A 19538-nucleotide genomic window follows, 5' to 3' on the forward strand; every position below is an offset into this window, starting at 1 on the left:
GCCGTGTCGCTATCCGGTGCTTTGCCGGACACCACACGTATAGTTAGTAACATCATTATCAGGCCGGTGAAACCAACCCGATCTCTAAGGCGCGATATATTAAAGAATACTGCTGTCAGGATCAATCACTTTTGCTGTTATTTTCACCATGATTTTTACATTAAAAATATTTGTTCCTTACAATTCTGGCGTATGACCGACTTTGGGAGTGATACAGACGGGTTCTTGGTTTCTTCCTGTGTCGCAGAGTCGTATTTCCCGGACGGTTCGATTAGACTGTTGCCATGAATTAAGTTCACCTGACTTTTGTTGTATGCATCCATCTATTGCCCGTGTCGCACTACCGGTGCCTCTCGATAAGTATTTCGATTATCTGATTCCTGAAGGATGCTTTCCTGTGATTGGTGGCAGAGTTTCGGTGCCTTTTGGACGCCAGACGCTGATTGGTATTGTGGTTGAACTGGTCAATACATCAGAGATGGCGCTGACAAAACTAAAACCCGTCAACCATGTTCTGGATGATGATCCGGTCTGGCCGTTTCAGCTTTATCAACTGTTGAAATGGTGCAGTCAGTATTATCAGTACCCTTTAGGAGATACATTATCGAATGCATTGCCAGCTGCCTTGAGAAAAGGAAAAGCGGCCGAATTTCCGGTGTTGCAGGAATGGTCGGTGACGGATGCCGGGCGTGAGCAGTTAATGTTGGGTCTCGGCAGAGCTGTAAGGCAGGCTAAGGCGTTGAACTTTTTAGCTGTCAGGCCCGCTTGCAGTGAGACATTACTGGCCGAAGATATCAGTAAACAGGTACTGCGGGATTTACAGAAAAAAGGTTGGGTGACCGTTTGTGAGAAACAAAGCCGCCAGATGCCATGGCCTGATCATCTGGAAAATGAAAGTGAAAAACCAAGATTAAATGAGGAGCAGGCGGTTGCTGTTGCGACGGTGAACAGTGATCAGGGTTTCCATTGTTATTTACTCGAAGGGGTTACCGGTTCAGGCAAAACCGAAGTTTATCTGAATATGATTGCCCCGGTCCTTGCCCGGAAAAAGCAGGCATTAGTGCTGGTGCCTGAAATCGGTTTGACTTCTCAGACCATTGAGCGCTTTCGCTCCCGTTTTCTGGTGCCTGTGGTTGTGATGCACTCGGGGCTGAATGATACCGAGCGGTTGCAGGCGTGGCTAGCTGCAAGGGATGGCCATGCTGGTGTGATGATTGGAACACGTTCCGCTTTATTTACGCCGTTTCATGATCTTGGAATCATTATTGTTGATGAAGAACATGATGCATCTTATAAGCAGCAGGACAGTCTGCGTTATCATGCCCGTGATGTCGCTGTGATGCGGGCCAGTCTCGAAGGGATACCCATTGTACTGGGTTCTGCGACGCCTGCACTTGAAACACTGCAAAATGCCTTGAGCGGCAAATATCATCATCTGAGACTGACCAGCCGTGCCGGTTCGGCAGTCCCGGCACGAAACCGGGTACTGGACATTAAAGGTATGTATCTGGAAGGCGGATTATCCGCGCCTTTGATTGCTGAAATGAGAATGCATTTACAGGCAGGGAATCAGGTTCTGCTGTTTTTGAACCGGAGAGGTTATGCGCCCGTACTGATGTGTCACGATTGCGGCTGGACGGCAGCCTGTCAGCGATGTGATATGCATTATACCTACCATCAGCTGACACAGGATCTTCGGTGTCATCATTGTGGCTCCATCCGGCCTGTGGTCAGTCAATGCCAGCATTGTGGTTCACAAAACATGGTGACATCCGGTGTCGGGACCGAGCAGCTTGAACGACATCTTGAACAACTGTTTCCTGAATACCAAACGATCAGGATTGACCGGGATAGCACCCGGCGTAAAGGGTCGCTGGAAAGTGCACTTGAGTCGGTCAGAAAAGGTGAGTATCACATTCTGATTGGTACTCAGATGTTAGCCAAAGGGCATCATTTCCCGGATGTCACACTGGTGGCCTTACTGGATGTGGACAGTGCATTGTTCAGTAATGATTTCCGGGCTTCTGAGCGGCTGGCTCAGTTATTTACACAGGTTGCCGGAAGAGCGGGAAGGGCGAGCAAGCCAGGTGAAGTGGTGTTGCAGACGCATCATCCTGAACACAGTTTGTTGCAGGTTTTGCTGGAAAAAGACTACCGGCATTTTGCGATGATGGCACTGGAAGAGCGTCAACTTTGCAGTCTGCCACCTTTTAATTATCTGACCTTATTTAAAGCAGAATCGAATGATGCCCGTCAGGCGGAAGAATTTCTCCGGCAGGTTCGCCATACACTGGAGGCTAATCCTGTTTTTGACGCTTACTGTGCTGTGATTGGTCCTTCTCCTGCACCGCTGGCAAAACGTGCCGGAAAATACCGCTGGCAACTGTTGTTGCAGGTTTCCAGAAGGGCAACCATGCAGCAGTTGCTTGTCAGTGCCCGTCCGGCGATTCAGATGCTTCCTCTGACAAAGCGGGTCCGTTGGTCACTGGATGTTGAACCGCACGATTTGTCTTAGTCGCTTTTCGTGTTGCATTTTTGCGCAAATGCTGTTGAGGGGTTGATCTGTTTTTTCTGACCATCATCAGAAACATTTTTCATCGCAGATCCTGATTCTGCCGGTGAAAAATGTTTTTTTGTGCTAAGAATTATTTGATATTTATCGTGATCTATGCCTCATTTATTATGTAAGATTTGTTAAACAGACCGTAACTTTCTCGCCAGAAATGCTTAAACTAAGAGATATGCACGATAGTTATATCCAAGCCCCCTCTGGCAGCAGGTTTCAATGAGATTTGCGCTCCCGGAGCCGGGCGCTGATTGCAGATATAGTTATTCTGCGTCGGGATATAGGCCGGGGGGAGTCAGAAGATTTATCTGGTCCGGTGTTTTTTTATACAACTGAGAGTGAGGACTGAAATCTATGGCGACAATGAAGGATGTTGCTCAATTAGCGGGTGTCTCAACTGCAACCGTTTCCAGAGCCCTGATGAATCCGGAAAAAGTCTCTCCATCAACGAGGAAGCGGGTGGAAGATGCTGTGCTGGAATCGGGGTATTCTCCGAATTCTCTGGCGAGAAACCTGCGCCGTAATGAATCCAAGATTATCGTAGTCATTGTTCCTGATATTTGTGACCCTTATTTTTCCGAAATTATTCGCGGTATTGAAGATGCAGCAGCTGAACACGGTTATTTAGTGTTGCTTGGTGATAGCGGCCAGCAACAGAAACGGGAAAGTTCATTTGTGAATCTGGTGTTTACCAAACAGGCTGATGGTATGCTGTTGCTGGGAACAGATTTACCTTTTGATGCCAGTAAATCCGAACAAAAAAATCTGCCACCCATGGTCATGGCTTGTGAATATGCGCCTGAGCTGGAACTTCCGACAGTTCATATTGATAATCTGACCTCTGCGTTCGAAATCGTGAATTACCTGACGCAAATGGGACATACTCAGATCGCAGAGATTTCCGGGCCGGAGTCAGCCGCTTTATGTCAGTTCCGTCATCAGGGGTTTATGCAGGCGTTGCGTCGTGCCGGCTTGCAGATGAATCCGGATTTTCACTTTTCAGGAGATTTCAGTTTTGAATCAGGCGCTCAAGCGATTCGTCATTGTTTAAAACTTGCCGAGCAGCCAACCGCTGTTTTTTGTCATAATGATATGATGGCAATTGGTGCGATTCAGGAAGCGAAACGATCAGGTTTTCGGGTACCTCAGGATTTATCCATTGTTGGTTTTGATGACATCAACTTTGCCCAGTATTGTGATCCGCCTTTAACGACTGTTGCACAGCCTAAATATGAAATTGGCCGTCAGGCAATGCTGTTGATGCTTGAAGTCCTGAGGGGACAGGATGTCCGTGCCGGTTCGCGGTTGCTGGAAACTAAATTGATTGTCAGGGATAGTGTTTCATCGCCTAAAAAAGCATAAGCCTGCCTTTGTATATTGGCAGGTTGTGCTGGTTCGTAACTATTGTGCTTCCTGTCATTCTTCCTATAACATACCCGAATTGTTGACGAGAAATGCTAAATATCAGTGGCTAATAAAGACTATGTAAGACGGGGCAGTTCGCCCCGGAAGAAAGCAGCATCCAGAAAAACCAAGACGCCTCCCAAAAGACGTCGTTCTGCACGTCCGGTTATTGCTGCGGTCATTCTGGTTTCAGCTTTTGGCTATGGTTTGTATAAACTCAGCACACAGCCTGAGCCTCCAGTCAAAGAGCAACCCAAACCAGCAGACAAGCCCAAAGTTGTCTCTAAACCCAAACCCAGCGCCGCTAAAACCGGCCAGCTCCCTCCGCCACCGACAGAGAAATGGGACTATGTTGAAACGCTGCCAAAACGGGAAATAGAGGTGACACCGAAAGAGTTAAAAGTGTCAGATATTCCGTATGTGATGCAATGCGGTGCTTACAAAACGCATCATCAGGCGGAAAAACGTAAGCTGGATATCGCATTCCAGGGACTGAACAGTAAAATTCGCAAAAAAGAAGACAGCAGCTGGTATCGGGTGGTTCTTGGACCTTATAAATTCAGACGTGACGCAGAGCGGGATAAACATAAGCTGCAACGGGCAAAAATTGAGCCGTGCGCGATATGGAAAGAGCGTCAATAATTGACTTTATTTTTACTGTACGAACAGAATTATGTGCTCCCTTTCTCTTGAATTCGGAAAAAGTAACCACATATAGATTCCTAACGCATTATGAAAATAAAGAGGTCTTACCGTGACTACTATCGTATCGGTCCGTCGTCAGAATAAAGTTGTTATAGCAGGAGATGGGCAAGTCTCTCTGGGCAACACGGTGATGAAGGGAAATGCACGTAAGGTTCGTCGTTTATATAACGAAAAAGTTCTGGCTGGTTTTGCTGGCGGTACTGCGGATGCATTCACACTGTTTGAACGCTTTGAAAGTAAGCTGCAGATGCATCAGGGACACCTGACAAAAGCGGCGGTTGAACTGGCAAAAGACTGGCGAAGCGATCGTGCACTACGGCGACTGGAAGCGATTCTGGCAGTCGCTGATGAAACGGCCTCTTTGATTATTACCGGTAATGGTGATGTTGTTCAGCCGGAAAACGATCTGATTGCGATTGGTTCCGGCGGTAATTATGCTCAGGCTGCGGCAACCGCTTTACTTGAGAATACAGAACTGGACGCCAGAGAAATTGCAGAGAAATCACTGAAAATTGCTGGTGATATCTGTGTGTTTACAAACTATTTCCAGACGATTGAAGAGCTTGAGATTCCTCAATCATAATTCCGGTCCGGTAATGCCCGCTATAAAGAACAAAGGAAACTATCATGTCTGAAATGACTCCCCGCGAAATTGTTCATGAACTGAATCGCCATATTATTGGTCAGGATAAAGCAAAGCGTGCGGTGGCTATCGCATTACGTAATCGCTGGCGCCGGATGCAGCTGGAAGAAAGCTTACGGGTAGAAGTGACGCCAAAGAATATTTTGATGATAGGCCCGACAGGTGTGGGGAAGACTGAAATTGCACGCCGTCTGGCAAAGCTGGCGAATGCACCATTTATCAAAGTTGAGGCGACAAAATTCACCGAAGTCGGCTATGTTGGTAAAGAAGTTGAGACAATTATCCGGGATTTGACGGATGTTGCAGTAAAAATGACCCATCAGCAAGCGATGGAAAAAGTGAAGTTTCAGGCTGAAGAATTAGCTGAAGAGCGTATTCTTGATGCCTTGCTGCCAGCCCCTCGCGATTCTTGGGGGCAGGATGAGAAGCCAGAAGATGCTTCTCATACCCGTCAGGTGTTCCGTAAGAAGCTGCGTGAAGGTAAGCTGGATGATAAAGAAATAGAAATCAATGTTGCTGTCCCGCAGATGGGTGTAGAGATCATGGCACCTCCGGGCATGGAAGAAATGACGAATCAGCTTCAGGGATTGTTCCAGAACCTGGCCGGAGATACCAAGAAAAAGCGTAAGCTGAAAATTAAAGATGCTTTCAAAGTCATGACTGAGGAAGAAGCTGCCAAGCTGGTCAATCAGGATGAGCTGAAAGAGCAGGCTATTTTTAATGTTGAGAATAATGGTATCGTCTTTGTCGATGAAATCGACAAAATTTGTAAACGCGGTGAAACTTCAGGTCCTGATGTTTCACGGGAAGGTGTTCAGCGTGACTTGTTGCCGCTGATCGAAGGCAGTACGGTATCTACTAAACATGGCATGGTCCGGACTGATCATATTCTGTTTATTGCATCGGGTGCTTTTCAGGTAGCAAAACCTTCGGATTTAATTCCTGAGCTTCAGGGGCGTTTACCGATTCGTGTCGAGCTGGAAGCCTTGTCGAGCGATGACTTTAAACGCATTCTGACTGAGCCTAAAGCCTCTCTGACTGAGCAATATATTGCGCTGATGAAAACGGAAGATGTGACCGTTGAGTTTTCTGAAGATGGCATTACCCAGATCGCAGAGGCCGCCTGGCAGGTGAATGAAACAACAGAAAATATCGGCGCCCGTCGTTTGCATACAGTGATGGAACGCTTAATGGATGAAATTTCATTCGATGCCACCGAGAAGGCGGGTAGTTCTGTGACGATTGATGCAGATTATGTGAAAACATGTCTGGATGAATTTATTGATGACGAAGACCTGAGCCGGTTTATTCTTTAAGCGGCGATTATCCGCAGGGATTTGATTATTTTTATGAACAAAAGTCTGTGGCTATGCCGCAGACTTTTTTTTCACGTTTATTTCATCGTATACTTGCGGCTGTGTATATTCATCAGGCTGTCATTATGCATAACTCTATTTCGATTTGGCTCGACGCGGCAAGACCAAAAACTTTACCCCTTGGTTTGATATCAATATTTACCGGAAGTGCGTTAGCTTATTCTGAGAATCAGTTTTCATGGTTAATCACTGTATTAGCCTTGATGACAGCGATTTTATTGCAGATTCTGTCTAATCTGGCGAATGATTACGGCGATGCTGTTAAAGGTACGGATAATGATAAGCGGCTTGGTCCTGTCCGGGCTATTCAGTCTGGTGCTGTATCGCTGAAAGACATGAAAGTTGCTATTGCCATCAATGTTGTCCTGACAATGTTTACCGGTTTGGCTCTGATCTTACTTGCCCTTGATAGTTTGCAGAATATTATTGTTTTCATTGGCTTAGGGGTGCTGTCAATGATTGCTGCTGTTGCTTATACCATGGGCAACAAACCCTATGGTTATGTCGGGCTGGGTGATTTATCTGTATTCATCTTTTTTGGTTTACTGGGCGTTTCAGGGTCCTATTTTCTTTATACCGGGAAGTTTGAAACACATTTATTATTGCCTTCTGTTGCCTGTGGTTTACTCGCTGTTGCTGTTCTGAACATTAATAATATGCGGGATATTGAAAATGATCAGGAATGCGGAAAACGGACTGTTGCTGTGCGCTTAGGGCCGGTTCTGGCTAAAAAATACCACTTTATTTTGTTAGCTGGGGCAATGCTTGCTTTTGGAAGTTATCTCTTCATTCTTACCGATCCGGTCTGGATGGCTTTACCATTTTTACTGAGTCTGATTTTTGTGTTTAAACATGCAGTTGCAGTTTGGGAGGCAGAACAGCCGGTACAAATTGCGCCTATGTTGCCAGTCATCGTGAAATGTTCAGTTGTCACTAATTTATTGTTTATTACTGTGGTAGTAGCTCAAACTATGGTGAGTTAATGTTGTTTTGTCATTGCAATGACTTAGTTAGTCGATATACTCATTTTAAGACTCTTTCACTGTGAGAATGGTTGTTATGGAATACAATACATCTGCGCTTTGTGATATATACTCCGATCAGGTTGATGTGGTTGAACCGATGTTCAGTAACTTTGGCGGACGGGCGTCTTTTGCCGGGCAAATAACAACAGTTAAATGCTTCGAAGACAATGGCTTGATTCGTGAGGTTCTCGAACAAGAAGGCTCTGGCCGGGTGTTATTGGTTGATGGCGGCGGTTCTTTGAGACGGGCGTTGGTTGATGCTGAACTGGCAGCGCTTGGCGAAGAGAATGAATGGGAAGGTATTGTTGTATACGGTTGTGTCCGCGAAGTGGACGATCTGGATGAGATGAATATCGGTATCCAGGCACTTGCATCCATTCCTGTTGGCGCTGTCGGGCAATCTGTCGGTGAAGTTGATGTGCCTGTGAATTTTGGCAGCGTGACTTTTATTCCTGAAGATTATCTCTATGCTGATAATACCGGTATCATCCTTTCTCAGGAGCCTCTGGATACCGAAGAGCTTGATGACGAAGAAGCTGAACAGGAAGATGAAGATCTTGTCTGACTGAGACGAATTTGATCATTTTTTTGTTTGTCTTTTATCGCTTTAGTTCAGGCACGGCCTGCGTAACCGGGTAGTGTTTACGTAAAGAAAGTGCCTGAAAATATCCTGCGGTCCCCCCGATAATGTTGCCAGCAGCAATACCAAGAAATAATCCTTCAATCTGATAAATCTGTGACCCAATCCATGCACAGGGAAGGATGAATACAAATAGTCGCAGGAAACTCCAGCTGAAAGCGTAAACAGATCGATGTAATGCATTGAGCGCTGACACTATCATCATCAGTATACCCTGAAAACCATAGCTGAAAGGAACAAACAGCAGGTAATGCCAGAGTAATTCTCTGACCTGTGCTTCCTGAGAGAATATCCCGGAAAGCGGGACACTGAGTGGCACCATCATAATAAAGATTAAAAGCTGGAATACGATAGCAAACCGGATGCTGAGAAAGAGTCCTGCAAAGCTTCTTTGCGGATTATCAGCCCCCAGGTTTTGCGACATAAAAGGTGTGAGTACTGAAGTCAGGGATACAAGTACTAATATCAGGATTGACTCCACTCTTTGTGCCGCGCCATATGCAGCAACCGCAGCTGTTCCGTGTTGGGAAATCAGCCTCATCAGTATCGCTCCGGATAACGGTGTCATCGCATTTGACAGTGCCGCCGGTGTTCCGATACGCAGTATTTTTTTCCAGTCAGCAATGATTTGTCCTGGTTGTACCCGGCTGAGCAAGTGCTCTCTGAACCACAAAATATACCCGGTTCCCAGAAGTGCAAAGACCCAGCTGATACCACTTGCAATGGCTGCTCCCTGAATAGCTAACTCCGGAAAAGGCCCATAACCAAAGATTAAAAGCGGGTCAAGAATGCCATTGATCAGGCCTGAGATAATCATCATTTTGGCCGGACTGCTGGTATCTCCGGTTGCCCGGATTGCGCTGCTGCCTGCCATGGGAATCACCAGAAATGGTACGGCAACATACCAGATGCGCATATATTCGTTAATCACTGGCAGCATGGTTTCTGGTGCGCCGAGCAGCGTAAACAAAGAATCAATAGTGAGAATGCCTGTCAGGGATGCAAGCATCACCAGTAGTAGTGCCAGTAAAAGTCCATGCGTGGTAAGCCGGGCTGCATCAGAAAGTTTATTTTGTCCCAGAGAACGTCCGATACATGTGGATAAACCAATGCCAATTCCCATGGTGATACAGTTGACTGAAAAGGCGACCGGGAAGGTGTAACTGATAGCTGCTAAGGCTTGTGTGCCAAGTAAAGAAATAAAATAAGTGTCGACAAGGTTGAACATTAATACTGACAGCATTCCGAGCGTCATCGGGAGCGTCATCTTAAGCAGGACGGATGATATGGGGGAAGAAAGTAATCCGTGTTTATCGTGCATATGTCAGCAATGTCCGGAAAACAACAAGGTCGCAAGAATACTAAATTCTGAGGGTGACAACCAGCTTTGTCTTCATTTCTCTGACGACTGAGAACAGCTTTATCACGAGTAAAAAAAAGACCGGATAAGAGGTACCCGGCCTTCATTTATATAAGAATATTTCAAATTATGCTTTTGCTTCAGCTGCCGCTTTAGCGATAGCTGCGAAGCTCTTCGCATCAAGGGACGCACCACCAACAAGTGCCCCATCGATATCTGGCTGAGCAAAGTAAGATGCTGCATTTTCAGGTTTTACTGAGCCGCCGTACTGAATAATGACTTGATTGGCAACGGCTTCGCTTTCTTTAGCGATGTGTGCACGGATTGACGCGTGAATACGTTGTGCGTCTTCGGCGGTTGCTGCTTTTCCGGTGCCGATTGCCCAGATAGGTTCGTAGGCAATGATTGCGCCATTAAGTGCATCAACGCCGCACTCTTTGATCACTGCATCGATCTGGCGGGCACAAACCGCTTCAGTTTCACCCGCTTCATTTTGTGCTTCAGATTCACCAATACAAAGCACAGGAATCAGGCTGTTTTCTTTCAGAAATGCAAATTTCTTAGCAACAAACTCATCAGATTCACTGTGATAGTCACGGCGTTCTGAGTGGCCGATAATGATGTGAGATGCACCGAATTCTTTCAGCATTTCCGGCGAAGTATCACCAGTAAAAGCTCCACTGTTATTTACATCAGTATTCTGTGCCCCCAGGATCAGCTTGTTACCCCCTTCTTTGATCAAACGTTCTGCCTGATCAAGATACAGAGTCGGTGGTGCAACAGCGACATCAACACCTGTAACGCCAGCAAGTTCAGCATTAAGTCCGCTGAGTAATTCACTTACCATGGACTTACTGCCATTCAATTTCCAGTTACCCATAACCACAGGACGACGCATAGGAAAATCTCCAGATTCAATAAATAAATTAACAACTGCGCAGAATATAACAGATAAAAACTCAGAGATCATGACGCGAGTCACGAGTTTTTTTGATATCCGAAATAAAAAGGAAAAACGATATTAAATATGAGACAGGATGTGTATATTTGAGCACTTTCACTCAAACCATGACTGGCTTGATTTTAGTGAAAGCAAGGCTTTGCAGAAAGCATCTACTGTCTGTATTTATGCAAAGGGATTACATCTGCATGGTACTCGGGTTCTCTTTCCGGAGTATAATTGAGCGCATTTTGGAATTTACGCATTTGAGAACTGAGTTCCTGCATCAGTTTTACATTGGCATGGCAAGGGTTTTTACTGGAATTAACAACCCGATCAATATGACTTTGCTGTGCCCATAGTCTTCCCTGCATTTTTTGTGATGCTGACAGAATCATTTCCTCACAGATATCTCGTTTAAAGACCGCGAAAGCTTCCGGGTTTTGCTTTGCAAGTTCTACCAGCTCCTCAAATGGCGGTAGTTTTAAATAAGAACTGGATGCGTTCATATTACCTATACCTCAGTGTCCTGGCTTTACGACAATATATAAGTGGAACTACTATCAATATACGCTATGATTGGTCAATTTGTGAACTTTATGTAAAAAAATTCTCAGCGCCAGGACAATTTTTTAAACGGGTAATATCGAATATGCGCAGCGCCTGTGCCCCTCGATGATATGTTCCTGACGCTCTATTTTGCATAGATCGCCAAGTAATGTGTTGAATACATTCAGTTCAGATTCGCAAAAGCTTGGACACTGTAATGCGGCTTTACAAATCGGGCAGTGATTTTCCGTCAGAGTGAATCCTTTTTCTGTTTTCTCTAATTCAGCCATGTGGCCTTCCTGATCTCTCAGCCGGACCAGTTCGCGGAGTTTTTCTTCCAGTGAGTTATGCTGGGCGAGAACCTGTTGATAGTGCTCAAGCATCGTTATTCCGCGCCGCTGTGCAATTTGGTGTATTCCTTCTGAACCGTAGATATGCTCAACTGCTTCAATTATTTGTACGGTTAACTCACTATGTCTGTCTGCGAAGTAGTTATGTCCGGCATCAGTTAATGCCCAGTGGCGGGTCGGACGTCCGACTTTAACTTTCACATCATAACTGTGTAGCAAGCCGTCACTTTCAAGAGACTGAAGGTGTAATCTTGCACCCATTGCCGTCATTTCGAATTTAGCAGCAAGCTGCTTGGCCGTCAGTGCACCTTCCCGTTTGATCGTATGAAGTATTTTGTCAACTGTCTTCATTACACGCCTGTTTATGTTGTCTTGTTGTTTTAGCCAGAAGTTTTTGCGCTATCTCACTGAGATTATGCTGATATTATAAAATTTATAAAGTAAATGGTTGACTATCTGATTTATTCCACAGAAAAGAGATGTCCTGTCCTGATGTAATTTATATTTTGTGACAAATGTCACATTTATGTGTGTGCGCACCCTTGGGATATTTAATTTTTTACCCCACATATGAACCACGAGCTGATAAACAGCGCTTTAATCAATCAATACAGTGAAATTAGTCAGGAGAGACGACCGATGAACATTCGTCCATTACATGATCGAGTTATCGTTGAACGCCAAGAAGTTGAATCCAAGTCTGCTGGTGGAATCGTTTTAACTGGTTCTGCAGCGGAAAAATCAACGCGTGGTAAAGTACTTGCTGTTGGCAAAGGACGCATTCTGGAAAATGGAACCGTTCAGCCTCTGGACGTAAAAGTTGATGATGTTGTTATCTTTGCTGAAGGTTACGGTACAAAAACAGAAAAAATCGATGGCAAAGAGGTGTTGATTCTTTCTGAAGGCGACATCCTTGCGATTGTCGAATAAAAAGTAAGCGTTGAGTAATTTTTGCTCTTATTCAAAAACGATTAGCTAAAACACCGAATTGAGAAAAGGAAATAAAAGATGGCTGCTAAAGATGTGAAATTTGGAAATGACGCTCGCGTACTGATGCTGGAAGGCGTTAACATTCTTGCAGATGCTGTAAAAGTAACACTGGGGCCAAAAGGCCGTAATGTTGTACTTGATAAATCATTTGGCGCACCTGCTATCACAAAAGATGGCGTATCTGTTGCCCGTGAAATCGAGCTGGAAGACAAATTCCAGAACATGGGTGCACAAATGGTGAAAGAAGTCGCATCTCAGTCAAATGATGCTGCTGGTGACGGAACAACAACGGCGACTGTTCTGGCTCAGTCTATCGTGAATGAAGGCCTGAAAGCTGTTGCAGCTGGTATGAACCCAATGGACCTGAAGCGCGGTATTGATAAAGCAGTTGTTGCCGTGGTCGAAGAATTAAAAACACTTTCTGTGCCTTGTGAAGATACAAAAGCAATTGCACAAGTGGGTACTATTTCTGCAAATGCTGACGAAACGGTTGGTAACATCATTGCAGAAGCGATGGAAAAAGTTGGCCGTGATGGTGTGATTACTGTTGAAGAAGGTCAGGCGCTGCAAGATGAGCTGGATGTTGTTGAAGGCATGCAGTTTGACCGCGGATATCTGTCTCCTTACTTCATTAACGATCAGGAAGCGGGTGCGGTTGATCTGGAGAATCCGTTCATCCTGTTGGTTGACAAGAAAATCTCTAATATTCGTGAACTGCTGCCTGTACTTGAATCGGTTGCAAAAGCGTCTCGTCCGTTGCTGATTATCGCGGAAGATGTGGAAGGTGAAGCACTGGCAACGCTGGTTGTGAACAACATGCGTGGTATTGTTAAAGTGGCTGCTGTGAAGGCGCCTGGCTTTGGTGATCGCCGTAAAGCGATGCTTCAGGATATTGCCATTCTGACTGGTGGTACTGTGATTTCTGAAGAAATCGGCCTTGAGCTTGAGAAAGCGACTCTGGAAGATCTGGGTCAGGCGAAACGAGTTTCTGTAACGAAAGAAAACACGACAGTGATTGATGGTGCCGGTGAGCAGGCTGCAATTGAAGGCCGTGTGGCTCAGGTTCGTCAGCAAATCGAAGAAGCAACTTCAGATTACGACAAAGAAAAACTGCAAGAGCGTGTGGCTAAACTGGCTGGCGGTGTTGCGGTCATCAAAGTCGGTGCTGCAACTGAAGTTGAAATGAAAGAGAAGAAAGACCGCGTTGAAGATGCATTGCATGCAACACGTGCTGCAGTTGAAGAAGGTGTGGTTGCCGGTGGTGGTGTTGCCCTGATTCGTGCTGCTTCTAAAGTCGTTGATTTGCAAGGTGACAACGAAGAACAAAACGTGGGTATTCGTGTTGCACTTCGTGCCATGGAAGCACCAATCCGTCAGATTGCTGCCAACGCAGGTGATGAAGAGTCTGTTGTCGCGAATAACGTGAAAGCGGGCGAAGGTAACTATGGTTACAACGCGGCTACTGGTGAGTACGGCGACATGATTGCGATGGGTATCCTTGATCCAACGAAAGTGACCCGTAGTGCACTACAATTTGCTGCTTCTGTAGCAGGTCTGATGATTACCACTGAAGCAATGGTCAGCGAACTGCCGAAGAAAGATGCACCAGCAATGCCTGATATGGGCGGCATGGGTGGAATGCCTGGCATGATGTAATCACATCAGCTGATATTTTTGAGCATCAACAGGGCGGTTTTCCGCCCTGTTTTCGTATCTGAAGGCTGGGTCAGGTTTGAGTGATGAGGGAGAGATGATGCAGATTAAAGGATTAAACTACCAGGTTCAGAATCATCAGTTACTGATTGATAACTGGCAAATACATCCTCAAGAGCACTGGGGCATTTTTGTGGCGCATGCACATAGTGCGGCGTTACTTCTGCGACTATTAGATAGCCAGCCGGAGGTCAATGAAGGAGCTCTTATCAAGCTGCCGGATAAAATCGGGTTGGTTTCTTTAGTCTCCCAGCAGCAACTGCTTGAGCAGGAGATTGCCAGAGATGAGACTGATTTTCAGGATCATATTGATTATGGGTCAAGTGTTGAAAATCTGCTGCTTGAAGCCGGATGTACGCCCGGTGAACTCGACTCATTGCTGCACAGCGTTGATTTGTCTGATTTACGCCACAGGGGATTTCGCCAGTTATCTACCGGGGAAACCCGGAGGCTGATGCTTGCCAGAGCTCTGGCATGTCACCCTGATTTACTGGTATTGCATGAGCCCTGTTCCGGGCTGGATGTGTTTCACCGCAGTCAACTCAAAGCGCTGCTTGAACAGTTATCCTCTCATCTGCAACTGATAGTGATTACCTCCCGTCAGGAAGAGTTGCCGGATTGTACGACTCACATTGCTGTATTCGATGATACGCGACTGACACAGACGATGAGCTACCGCCAATGGTGTGAACATCCGGTATCAGCGCAGTTAACCGCATTGTCTGCATCCAGACTGGACAGCTGGCTTGAGCTGAGTCGTCATGTCTCTGAAGCTCAGGATTTTCCGCAGACCCGTGTGCGTTTAAATCAGGTGTCGGTCGAGTATACCGATGGGGTGATTTTCCGTGACTTGTCGTGGACGATTCAGGCGAAACAGCACTGGCAAATCAGAGGGCCGAATGGTTGTGGTAAAAGCAGCCTGCTGGGATTGATCATGGGAGATCATCCGCAGTGCTATGCCAACGATATCGAGGTGCTTGGGTTTAAACGCGGGAGTGGAGAAAGTATCTGGGATATCAAGCGCCATATCGGGATTGTTTCTTCAGCGCTGCACCTGCAATATCGGGTCAGTTGTACGGTACTTGAGGTGTTGCTCTCCGGCTTTTTTGATTCCATCGGGCTGTATGATTCACCTTCACGTCAACAACTGGAAACAGCCCGCGCATGGTTGTCTGCATTAAAAATGAGTGATTATGAACAACTTGGATTTCAGCAGGTTGATTACGGACAACAGCGCTTGTTATTGATTGTCCGGGCACTGATTAAACGTCCGGCGTTATTGATTCTTGATGAACCTTATCAGGGGCTGGATTATCTGAATCGTCAGTTGGTGATGACGGTGTTGGAAATGCTGGCAGAGACAGACATGACACAGCTTCTTTATGTCTCTCACTATGATGAAGACAGCCTGAATGCGATTCGTAATTATGTAGATTTTGTGCCGTCTGACGACGACGGATACCGGGCTGTGATGACTTACAGCAGCCCGGCTCAACCGGCGTAGCGTTCCGGATTATTCCAGGCCCAGATCAATGGGTGTTTTACTCTTTCTGCCACCGTTTTCACGGGTTAATTTGGGAACCAGATAGCCGGAGACGTTTTCTATTAATGCTGACATCAGGGTTTTGGCCTGCTCATCGGATACAAAAAAGTGCGAGGCTCCCTGCACTTTGTCCAGGACATGCAAATAGTAGGGCAGAATACCGGCATCAAACAGGGACTCACTGAGTGCGGTTAATGTGTCTGCTGAATCGTTCACTCCTTTGAGCAAAACAGATTGATTCAACAGCGTGACCTGAGCCGCTTTCAGTTGTTGAAAAGATGTTTTCAGCTCCGCATTGATTTCATTCGGGTGATTGATATGAGAGACCAGTACAACGCTCAGCCGGGTCTTCGACAGAAGTTCAACCAGATGCGCCGTGATTCGGTCCGGAATCACCACGGGGAGTCGTGTGTGTATCCGGAGTGTTTTGACATGTGGGATGGAGGCAATCTGACAGATGAGCCAATCCAGTTCATGATCTTTTGCCATTAAGGGATCACCCCCGGATAAGATGACCTCATTGACCTCCGGATGCTGTTCAATGTAGCGTAAACTTTCTGACCAGACATGCTTGTTTCCCTGATTCTCATGATAGGGAAAATGGCGTCTGAAGCAGTATCGGCAGTTGACTGCACAAGCGCCTTTCACGATCAGCAGAACCCGGCTTTTATATTTATGCAGTAAGCCGGGTACTTCATTATTTTGTTCTTCCAGTGGATCATCAGAGAAACCGGCTGCAATTTCAAACTCCTGACTCAGGGGAAGTACCTGCCGGAGCAATGGATCATGTGGATTCCCTTTTTCCATTCTGTGGACAAAACTCAGCGGAACCCGTTGAGCAAATAGCTTCCTGGCTTTGAAGCCTTGCTGCCAAAGTGTTGGGTCAATCTCCAGATATTTCAGCAATTGCTCTGGGTCGGAGATCGCATTCGCAAGCTGTTTGAGCCAGTTTTGCTCAACAGATTCAATTTTTCGGGTTATGATGTGCGACATTAATTTTTAACTCGAAGTTTATTAAGAGGAAAACATGGCTACTGTTAGCACGAATGAATTTAAAGGCGGTCTTAAGATTATGCTTGATAATGAACCCTGTGTCATTCTCGAAAACGAGTATGTTAAACCAGGTAAAGGTCAGGCGTTTAACCGTGTTAAAATCCGTAAACTGCTTTCGGGCAAAGTGTTAGAAAAAACGTTTAAGTCCGGCGACAGTGTTGAAGTTGCTGACGTGATGGATATCGACCTGGATTATCTGTACAACGACGGCGAATTCTATCACTTTATGAACAGTGAAAGTTTTGAACAGATTGCTGCTGATGCCAAAGCTGTGGGTGAGAATGCCAAATGGCTGGTTGAAAACAACACCTGTATGCTGACGCTGTGGAACGGTAATCCAATTGCGGTTACACCACCAAACTTTGTTGAGCTTGAAGTCACAGAAACTGATCCTGGTCTGAAAGGTGACACGCAGGGAACAGGCGGTAAGCCGGCAACACTGACCACCGGTGCTGTGGTTCGTGTACCTTTGTTCATTCAGATTGGTGAAGTGATTAAAGTTGACACCCGCTCTGCTGAGTATGTCGGCCGGGTCAAATAAGTCTTCTTTCATTGCTGCTCAAACCGGGTGAGTATACTTGTCTGTTCATGGCAGATATACTCTCCGGGTTTGATGTCCCTTCCCGGTACTTTTTCTTTTCCGTATTCTGCTTGTTCCTGGTTCCCTCCAATTACCTTGACGATATTGTTCTTCTTGTTATTTATTTTTGATATATTTCGCGCGGCAATTATCAGTATGGATTGAGTTTCATTCAATTCAGGTTGCTCTTGTGAAGGAGAATAAAATGAATACGCCAGTCTCTGGTTTAAGAAATAATATTGAAAATAAGCGTCAGTTAATGAAAAAAGGCTTAAAAACAGTCATTTTTGGTTTGCCATTGTTGTTGTTGGCACTGGTGGTGAATAGTGCATTTTTGATGACGGATGCGGGATATACCTATGTCCATCAGAATAATATTACCGGTGAACTGGATGTGTTCACTGAACCGGGGATTCACTTCAGAATGCCATTTTTATCGAAAATTACCAAATATGATCAAGTGATCACGGTTTCTTTTGGTAATAATGCCGGTGAAGATTTTTATCAGAAACTGAATCCGGTGCAGGTGCGTTTTGCTGATACTTATATCGGTAATATTCCGGTCACATTTCGCTTTAAACTCAGCAATGACCCGGTGGCGATTAAGAAAATGCACCGCGAATTTCGCAATAACACCAATCTGATTGATACCTTGCTGGTAAAAAATGCCCGTAATGTGACGGTGATTACAGCCACCCAATATACAGGTGAAGAGTTCTTCCAGGGCGGACTGAACCAATTTAAATCAAAGCTCGGAGATCAGCTGCGGGAGGGCATTTACCTGACTGAACGTAAACAGGTTGAAGTCGAACAGATTGATTTGGCGCCGGTTGGATTAGGGCAGAGCGATGCCAACAAGCTGCAGAAAACCAAGCAACTGGTGTGGAAAACCGTTCCCGTCACCGATAAAGCAGGCATGCTGGTCAGACAGGATAATCCACTACAGCAATACGGCATTCATGTGACTCAGGTGACAATTGGTGATCCTCAGCCGGAGCAGCAGCTTGACCAGTTACTGGCAGATAAGAAGCGTTTAGTCGCTGATCGGATTCGGGCGATTCAGGAGCAGGAAACCTCTAAAGCTCAGGCAGAAACAGAACAGCTACGGAAAGAAATTCAACGGACCCGTGAAGTTCAGGATGCGCAGAGAAGAAAAGAGCTGGCGATTATTTCTCAGCAAAAAGAAGTTGAAGTCGCCCGCCAGATTGCAGAGCGGGAAATTGTTGAGGTCGAGAAAAAGAAACGTCTGGCTGAAGTGGAAAAAGAGAAAGAACTGGCGATAGCGAAAGCAAATTTGGCGATTCAGAAAGCGAATGCCTTGTCTGCAACGTTTGAAGCAAAAGCAATTACTGAAAAAGGTCAGGCAGAAGCCTCAGTTCTTAAAGCGAAGTACTCTGCATTGGGAGCAAACCGGGAAGTGTATCTTGCTGAGCTGAATCGTGATGTGGCAAATGTACTGTACAATAATCTGAAAAACTTTCAGATTCAGATGCCACAAAACTATGTGGGTGGCTCAGAAGGTAATGGTTTGAAGACGAATCTGGATGTCATTACTGCCTTCAGCGCATTAGGCTTAATGGATCAGACAAAGAAAGCGACCCAAAAACAGTCATCCGGGAACAATCACTGAGAATAAAATTCTGAGAGCGGTCTGAAGTTTCAGGTTGCCAGAAACCAAATGGGGTGACAGTGTTCACCCCATTTTATTTTGGCTCAGCAAGTGCATGAAAATTCAGCTAGATCATGAAAATAAAGATAATTGTGAGCAGAGAGATAAAAGTGGCAAAACCATAGCAGGCAATTTTTCCCATGATACCCGGATGGAATTTTAAGTCATGCATCCCGTGATGAATCCGGTGCATGGCATGCCACATCGGTAAAGCCAGTGTTAAAAAGACAAATAGTCCGCCAATCAGGCTGGTTGCAAAATCAGCCACACGCTCATAGCTTAAGGCGTCATGGCTGATGATTCCTGAGGGTGCCAGTATCCCCAGAACAAGAATCGTGATTGGGGTTATCATCGCGAACCAGGTGCCACCGGCCCCAAACAGCCCCCACCAGATGGGTTCTTCTGAACGTTTCGGGTTTTGATCAATCACAG

At 45.8% G+C, this 19538-nt stretch carries 18 protein-coding genes; 12 read left to right on the forward strand and 6 right to left on the reverse strand.

The genetic code is table 11. The annotated features are described in order from the left end of the window. The first annotated feature begins 313 nt into the window (after positions 1-313). From priA to rraA, 7 genes are all read left to right on the forward strand, one after another. Positions 314-2515, forward strand: a complete 2202-nt coding sequence (gene priA, locus OCV29_RS01270; protein WP_073601859.1) for a primosomal protein N' — start codon at positions 314-316, stop codon at positions 2513-2515. Positions 2516-2920: 405 nt separating this feature from the next. Continuing rightward, a complete protein-coding gene (gene cytR, locus OCV29_RS01275) occupies positions 2921-3928 on the forward strand; it encodes a DNA-binding transcriptional regulator CytR (protein ID WP_073601858.1) in 1008 nt (335 codons plus the stop codon). A 105-nt stretch (positions 3929-4033) separates the two neighbouring features. Then, positions 4034-4612 (forward strand): SPOR domain-containing protein, encoded by a 579-nt coding sequence (locus OCV29_RS01280; protein ID WP_073601857.1) that lies wholly within the window; start codon positions 4034-4036, stop codon positions 4610-4612. A gap of 112 nt (positions 4613-4724) precedes the next feature. Further along, the gene (gene hslV, locus OCV29_RS01285; protein WP_073601856.1) at positions 4725-5258 is read left to right on the forward strand and encodes an ATP-dependent protease subunit HslV; all 534 of its coding nucleotides are present in this window, start codon (positions 4725-4727) and stop codon (positions 5256-5258) included. Between the two features lie 44 nt (positions 5259-5302). Next, positions 5303-6634 (forward strand): HslU--HslV peptidase ATPase subunit, encoded by a 1332-nt coding sequence (hslU, locus tag OCV29_RS01290; RefSeq protein WP_073601855.1) that lies wholly within the window; start codon positions 5303-5305, stop codon positions 6632-6634. Between the two features lie 125 nt (positions 6635-6759). Beyond that, on the forward strand, positions 6760-7677 hold the full coding sequence (locus OCV29_RS01295) for a 1,4-dihydroxy-2-naphthoate polyprenyltransferase (RefSeq protein WP_073601884.1): 918 nt from the start codon (positions 6760-6762) through the stop codon (positions 7675-7677). Positions 7678-7753: 76 nt separating this feature from the next. Continuing rightward, a complete protein-coding gene (rraA, locus tag OCV29_RS01300) occupies positions 7754-8284 on the forward strand; it encodes a ribonuclease E activity regulator RraA (RefSeq protein WP_073601854.1) in 531 nt (176 codons plus the stop codon). 34 nt (positions 8285-8318) lie between these two features. Here rraA and OCV29_RS01305 read toward each other — a convergent pair whose 3' ends face one another. From OCV29_RS01305 to OCV29_RS01320, 4 genes are all read right to left on the reverse strand, one after another. Next, positions 8319-9680, reverse strand: a complete 1362-nt coding sequence (locus OCV29_RS01305) for an MATE family efflux transporter (RefSeq protein ID WP_073601853.1) — start codon at positions 9678-9680, stop codon at positions 8319-8321. A gap of 166 nt (positions 9681-9846) precedes the next feature. Continuing rightward, on the reverse strand, positions 9847-10617 hold the full coding sequence (gene tpiA / locus OCV29_RS01310) for a triose-phosphate isomerase (protein ID WP_073601852.1): 771 nt from the start codon (positions 10615-10617) through the stop codon (positions 9847-9849). Between the two features lie 215 nt (positions 10618-10832). Further along, positions 10833-11168, reverse strand: coding sequence for a DUF3135 domain-containing protein (locus tag OCV29_RS01315; RefSeq protein ID WP_073601851.1), 336 nt, complete (start codon positions 11166-11168; stop codon positions 10833-10835). Between the two features lie 123 nt (positions 11169-11291). Next, positions 11292-11909, reverse strand: a complete 618-nt coding sequence (locus OCV29_RS01320) for a helix-turn-helix transcriptional regulator (RefSeq protein WP_073601850.1) — start codon at positions 11907-11909, stop codon at positions 11292-11294. A 288-nt stretch (positions 11910-12197) separates the two neighbouring features. Between OCV29_RS01320 and OCV29_RS01325 the strand changes: the two genes are divergently transcribed. The 3 genes from OCV29_RS01325 to OCV29_RS01335 all read left to right on the forward strand — a co-directional run bounded on the left by OCV29_RS01325 (position 12198) and on the right by OCV29_RS01335 (position 15765). Beyond that, a complete protein-coding gene (locus OCV29_RS01325; RefSeq protein WP_073601849.1) occupies positions 12198-12488 on the forward strand; it encodes a co-chaperone GroES in 291 nt (96 codons plus the stop codon). Between the two features lie 78 nt (positions 12489-12566). Further along, a complete protein-coding gene (gene groL / locus OCV29_RS01330) occupies positions 12567-14204 on the forward strand; it encodes a chaperonin GroEL (protein ID WP_073601848.1) in 1638 nt (545 codons plus the stop codon). Positions 14205-14301: 97 nt separating this feature from the next. Continuing rightward, positions 14302-15765 (forward strand): ATP-binding cassette domain-containing protein, encoded by a 1464-nt coding sequence (locus OCV29_RS01335; RefSeq protein WP_073601847.1) that lies wholly within the window; start codon positions 14302-14304, stop codon positions 15763-15765. 9 nt (positions 15766-15774) lie between these two features. Here OCV29_RS01335 and epmB read toward each other — a convergent pair whose 3' ends face one another. Further along, entirely contained in the window at positions 15775-16797 is a 1023-nt protein-coding gene (epmB, locus tag OCV29_RS01340) for an EF-P beta-lysylation protein EpmB (protein ID WP_073601846.1), read from the reverse strand. Positions 16798-16831: 34 nt separating this feature from the next. Between epmB and efp the strand changes: the two genes are divergently transcribed. Next, positions 16832-17398, forward strand: a complete 567-nt coding sequence (efp, locus tag OCV29_RS01345) for an elongation factor P (protein WP_073601845.1) — start codon at positions 16832-16834, stop codon at positions 17396-17398. A gap of 244 nt (positions 17399-17642) precedes the next feature. Continuing rightward, positions 17643-19067, forward strand: a complete 1425-nt coding sequence (locus OCV29_RS01350; RefSeq protein WP_073601843.1) for an SPFH domain-containing protein — start codon at positions 17643-17645, stop codon at positions 19065-19067. 106 nt (positions 19068-19173) lie between these two features. Here OCV29_RS01350 and frdD read toward each other — a convergent pair whose 3' ends face one another. Continuing rightward, positions 19174-19536: a fumarate reductase subunit FrdD gene (gene frdD / locus OCV29_RS01355; protein WP_073601842.1), complete on the reverse strand. Its 363-nt coding sequence runs from the start codon at positions 19534-19536 to the stop codon at positions 19174-19176. Between the last annotated feature and the right edge of the window lie 2 nt (positions 19537-19538).

Origin of the sequence: Vibrio aerogenes (assembly GCF_024346755.1) — a bacterium.
Classification (GTDB): Bacteria; Pseudomonadota; Gammaproteobacteria; order Enterobacterales; family Vibrionaceae; genus Vibrio; species Vibrio aerogenes.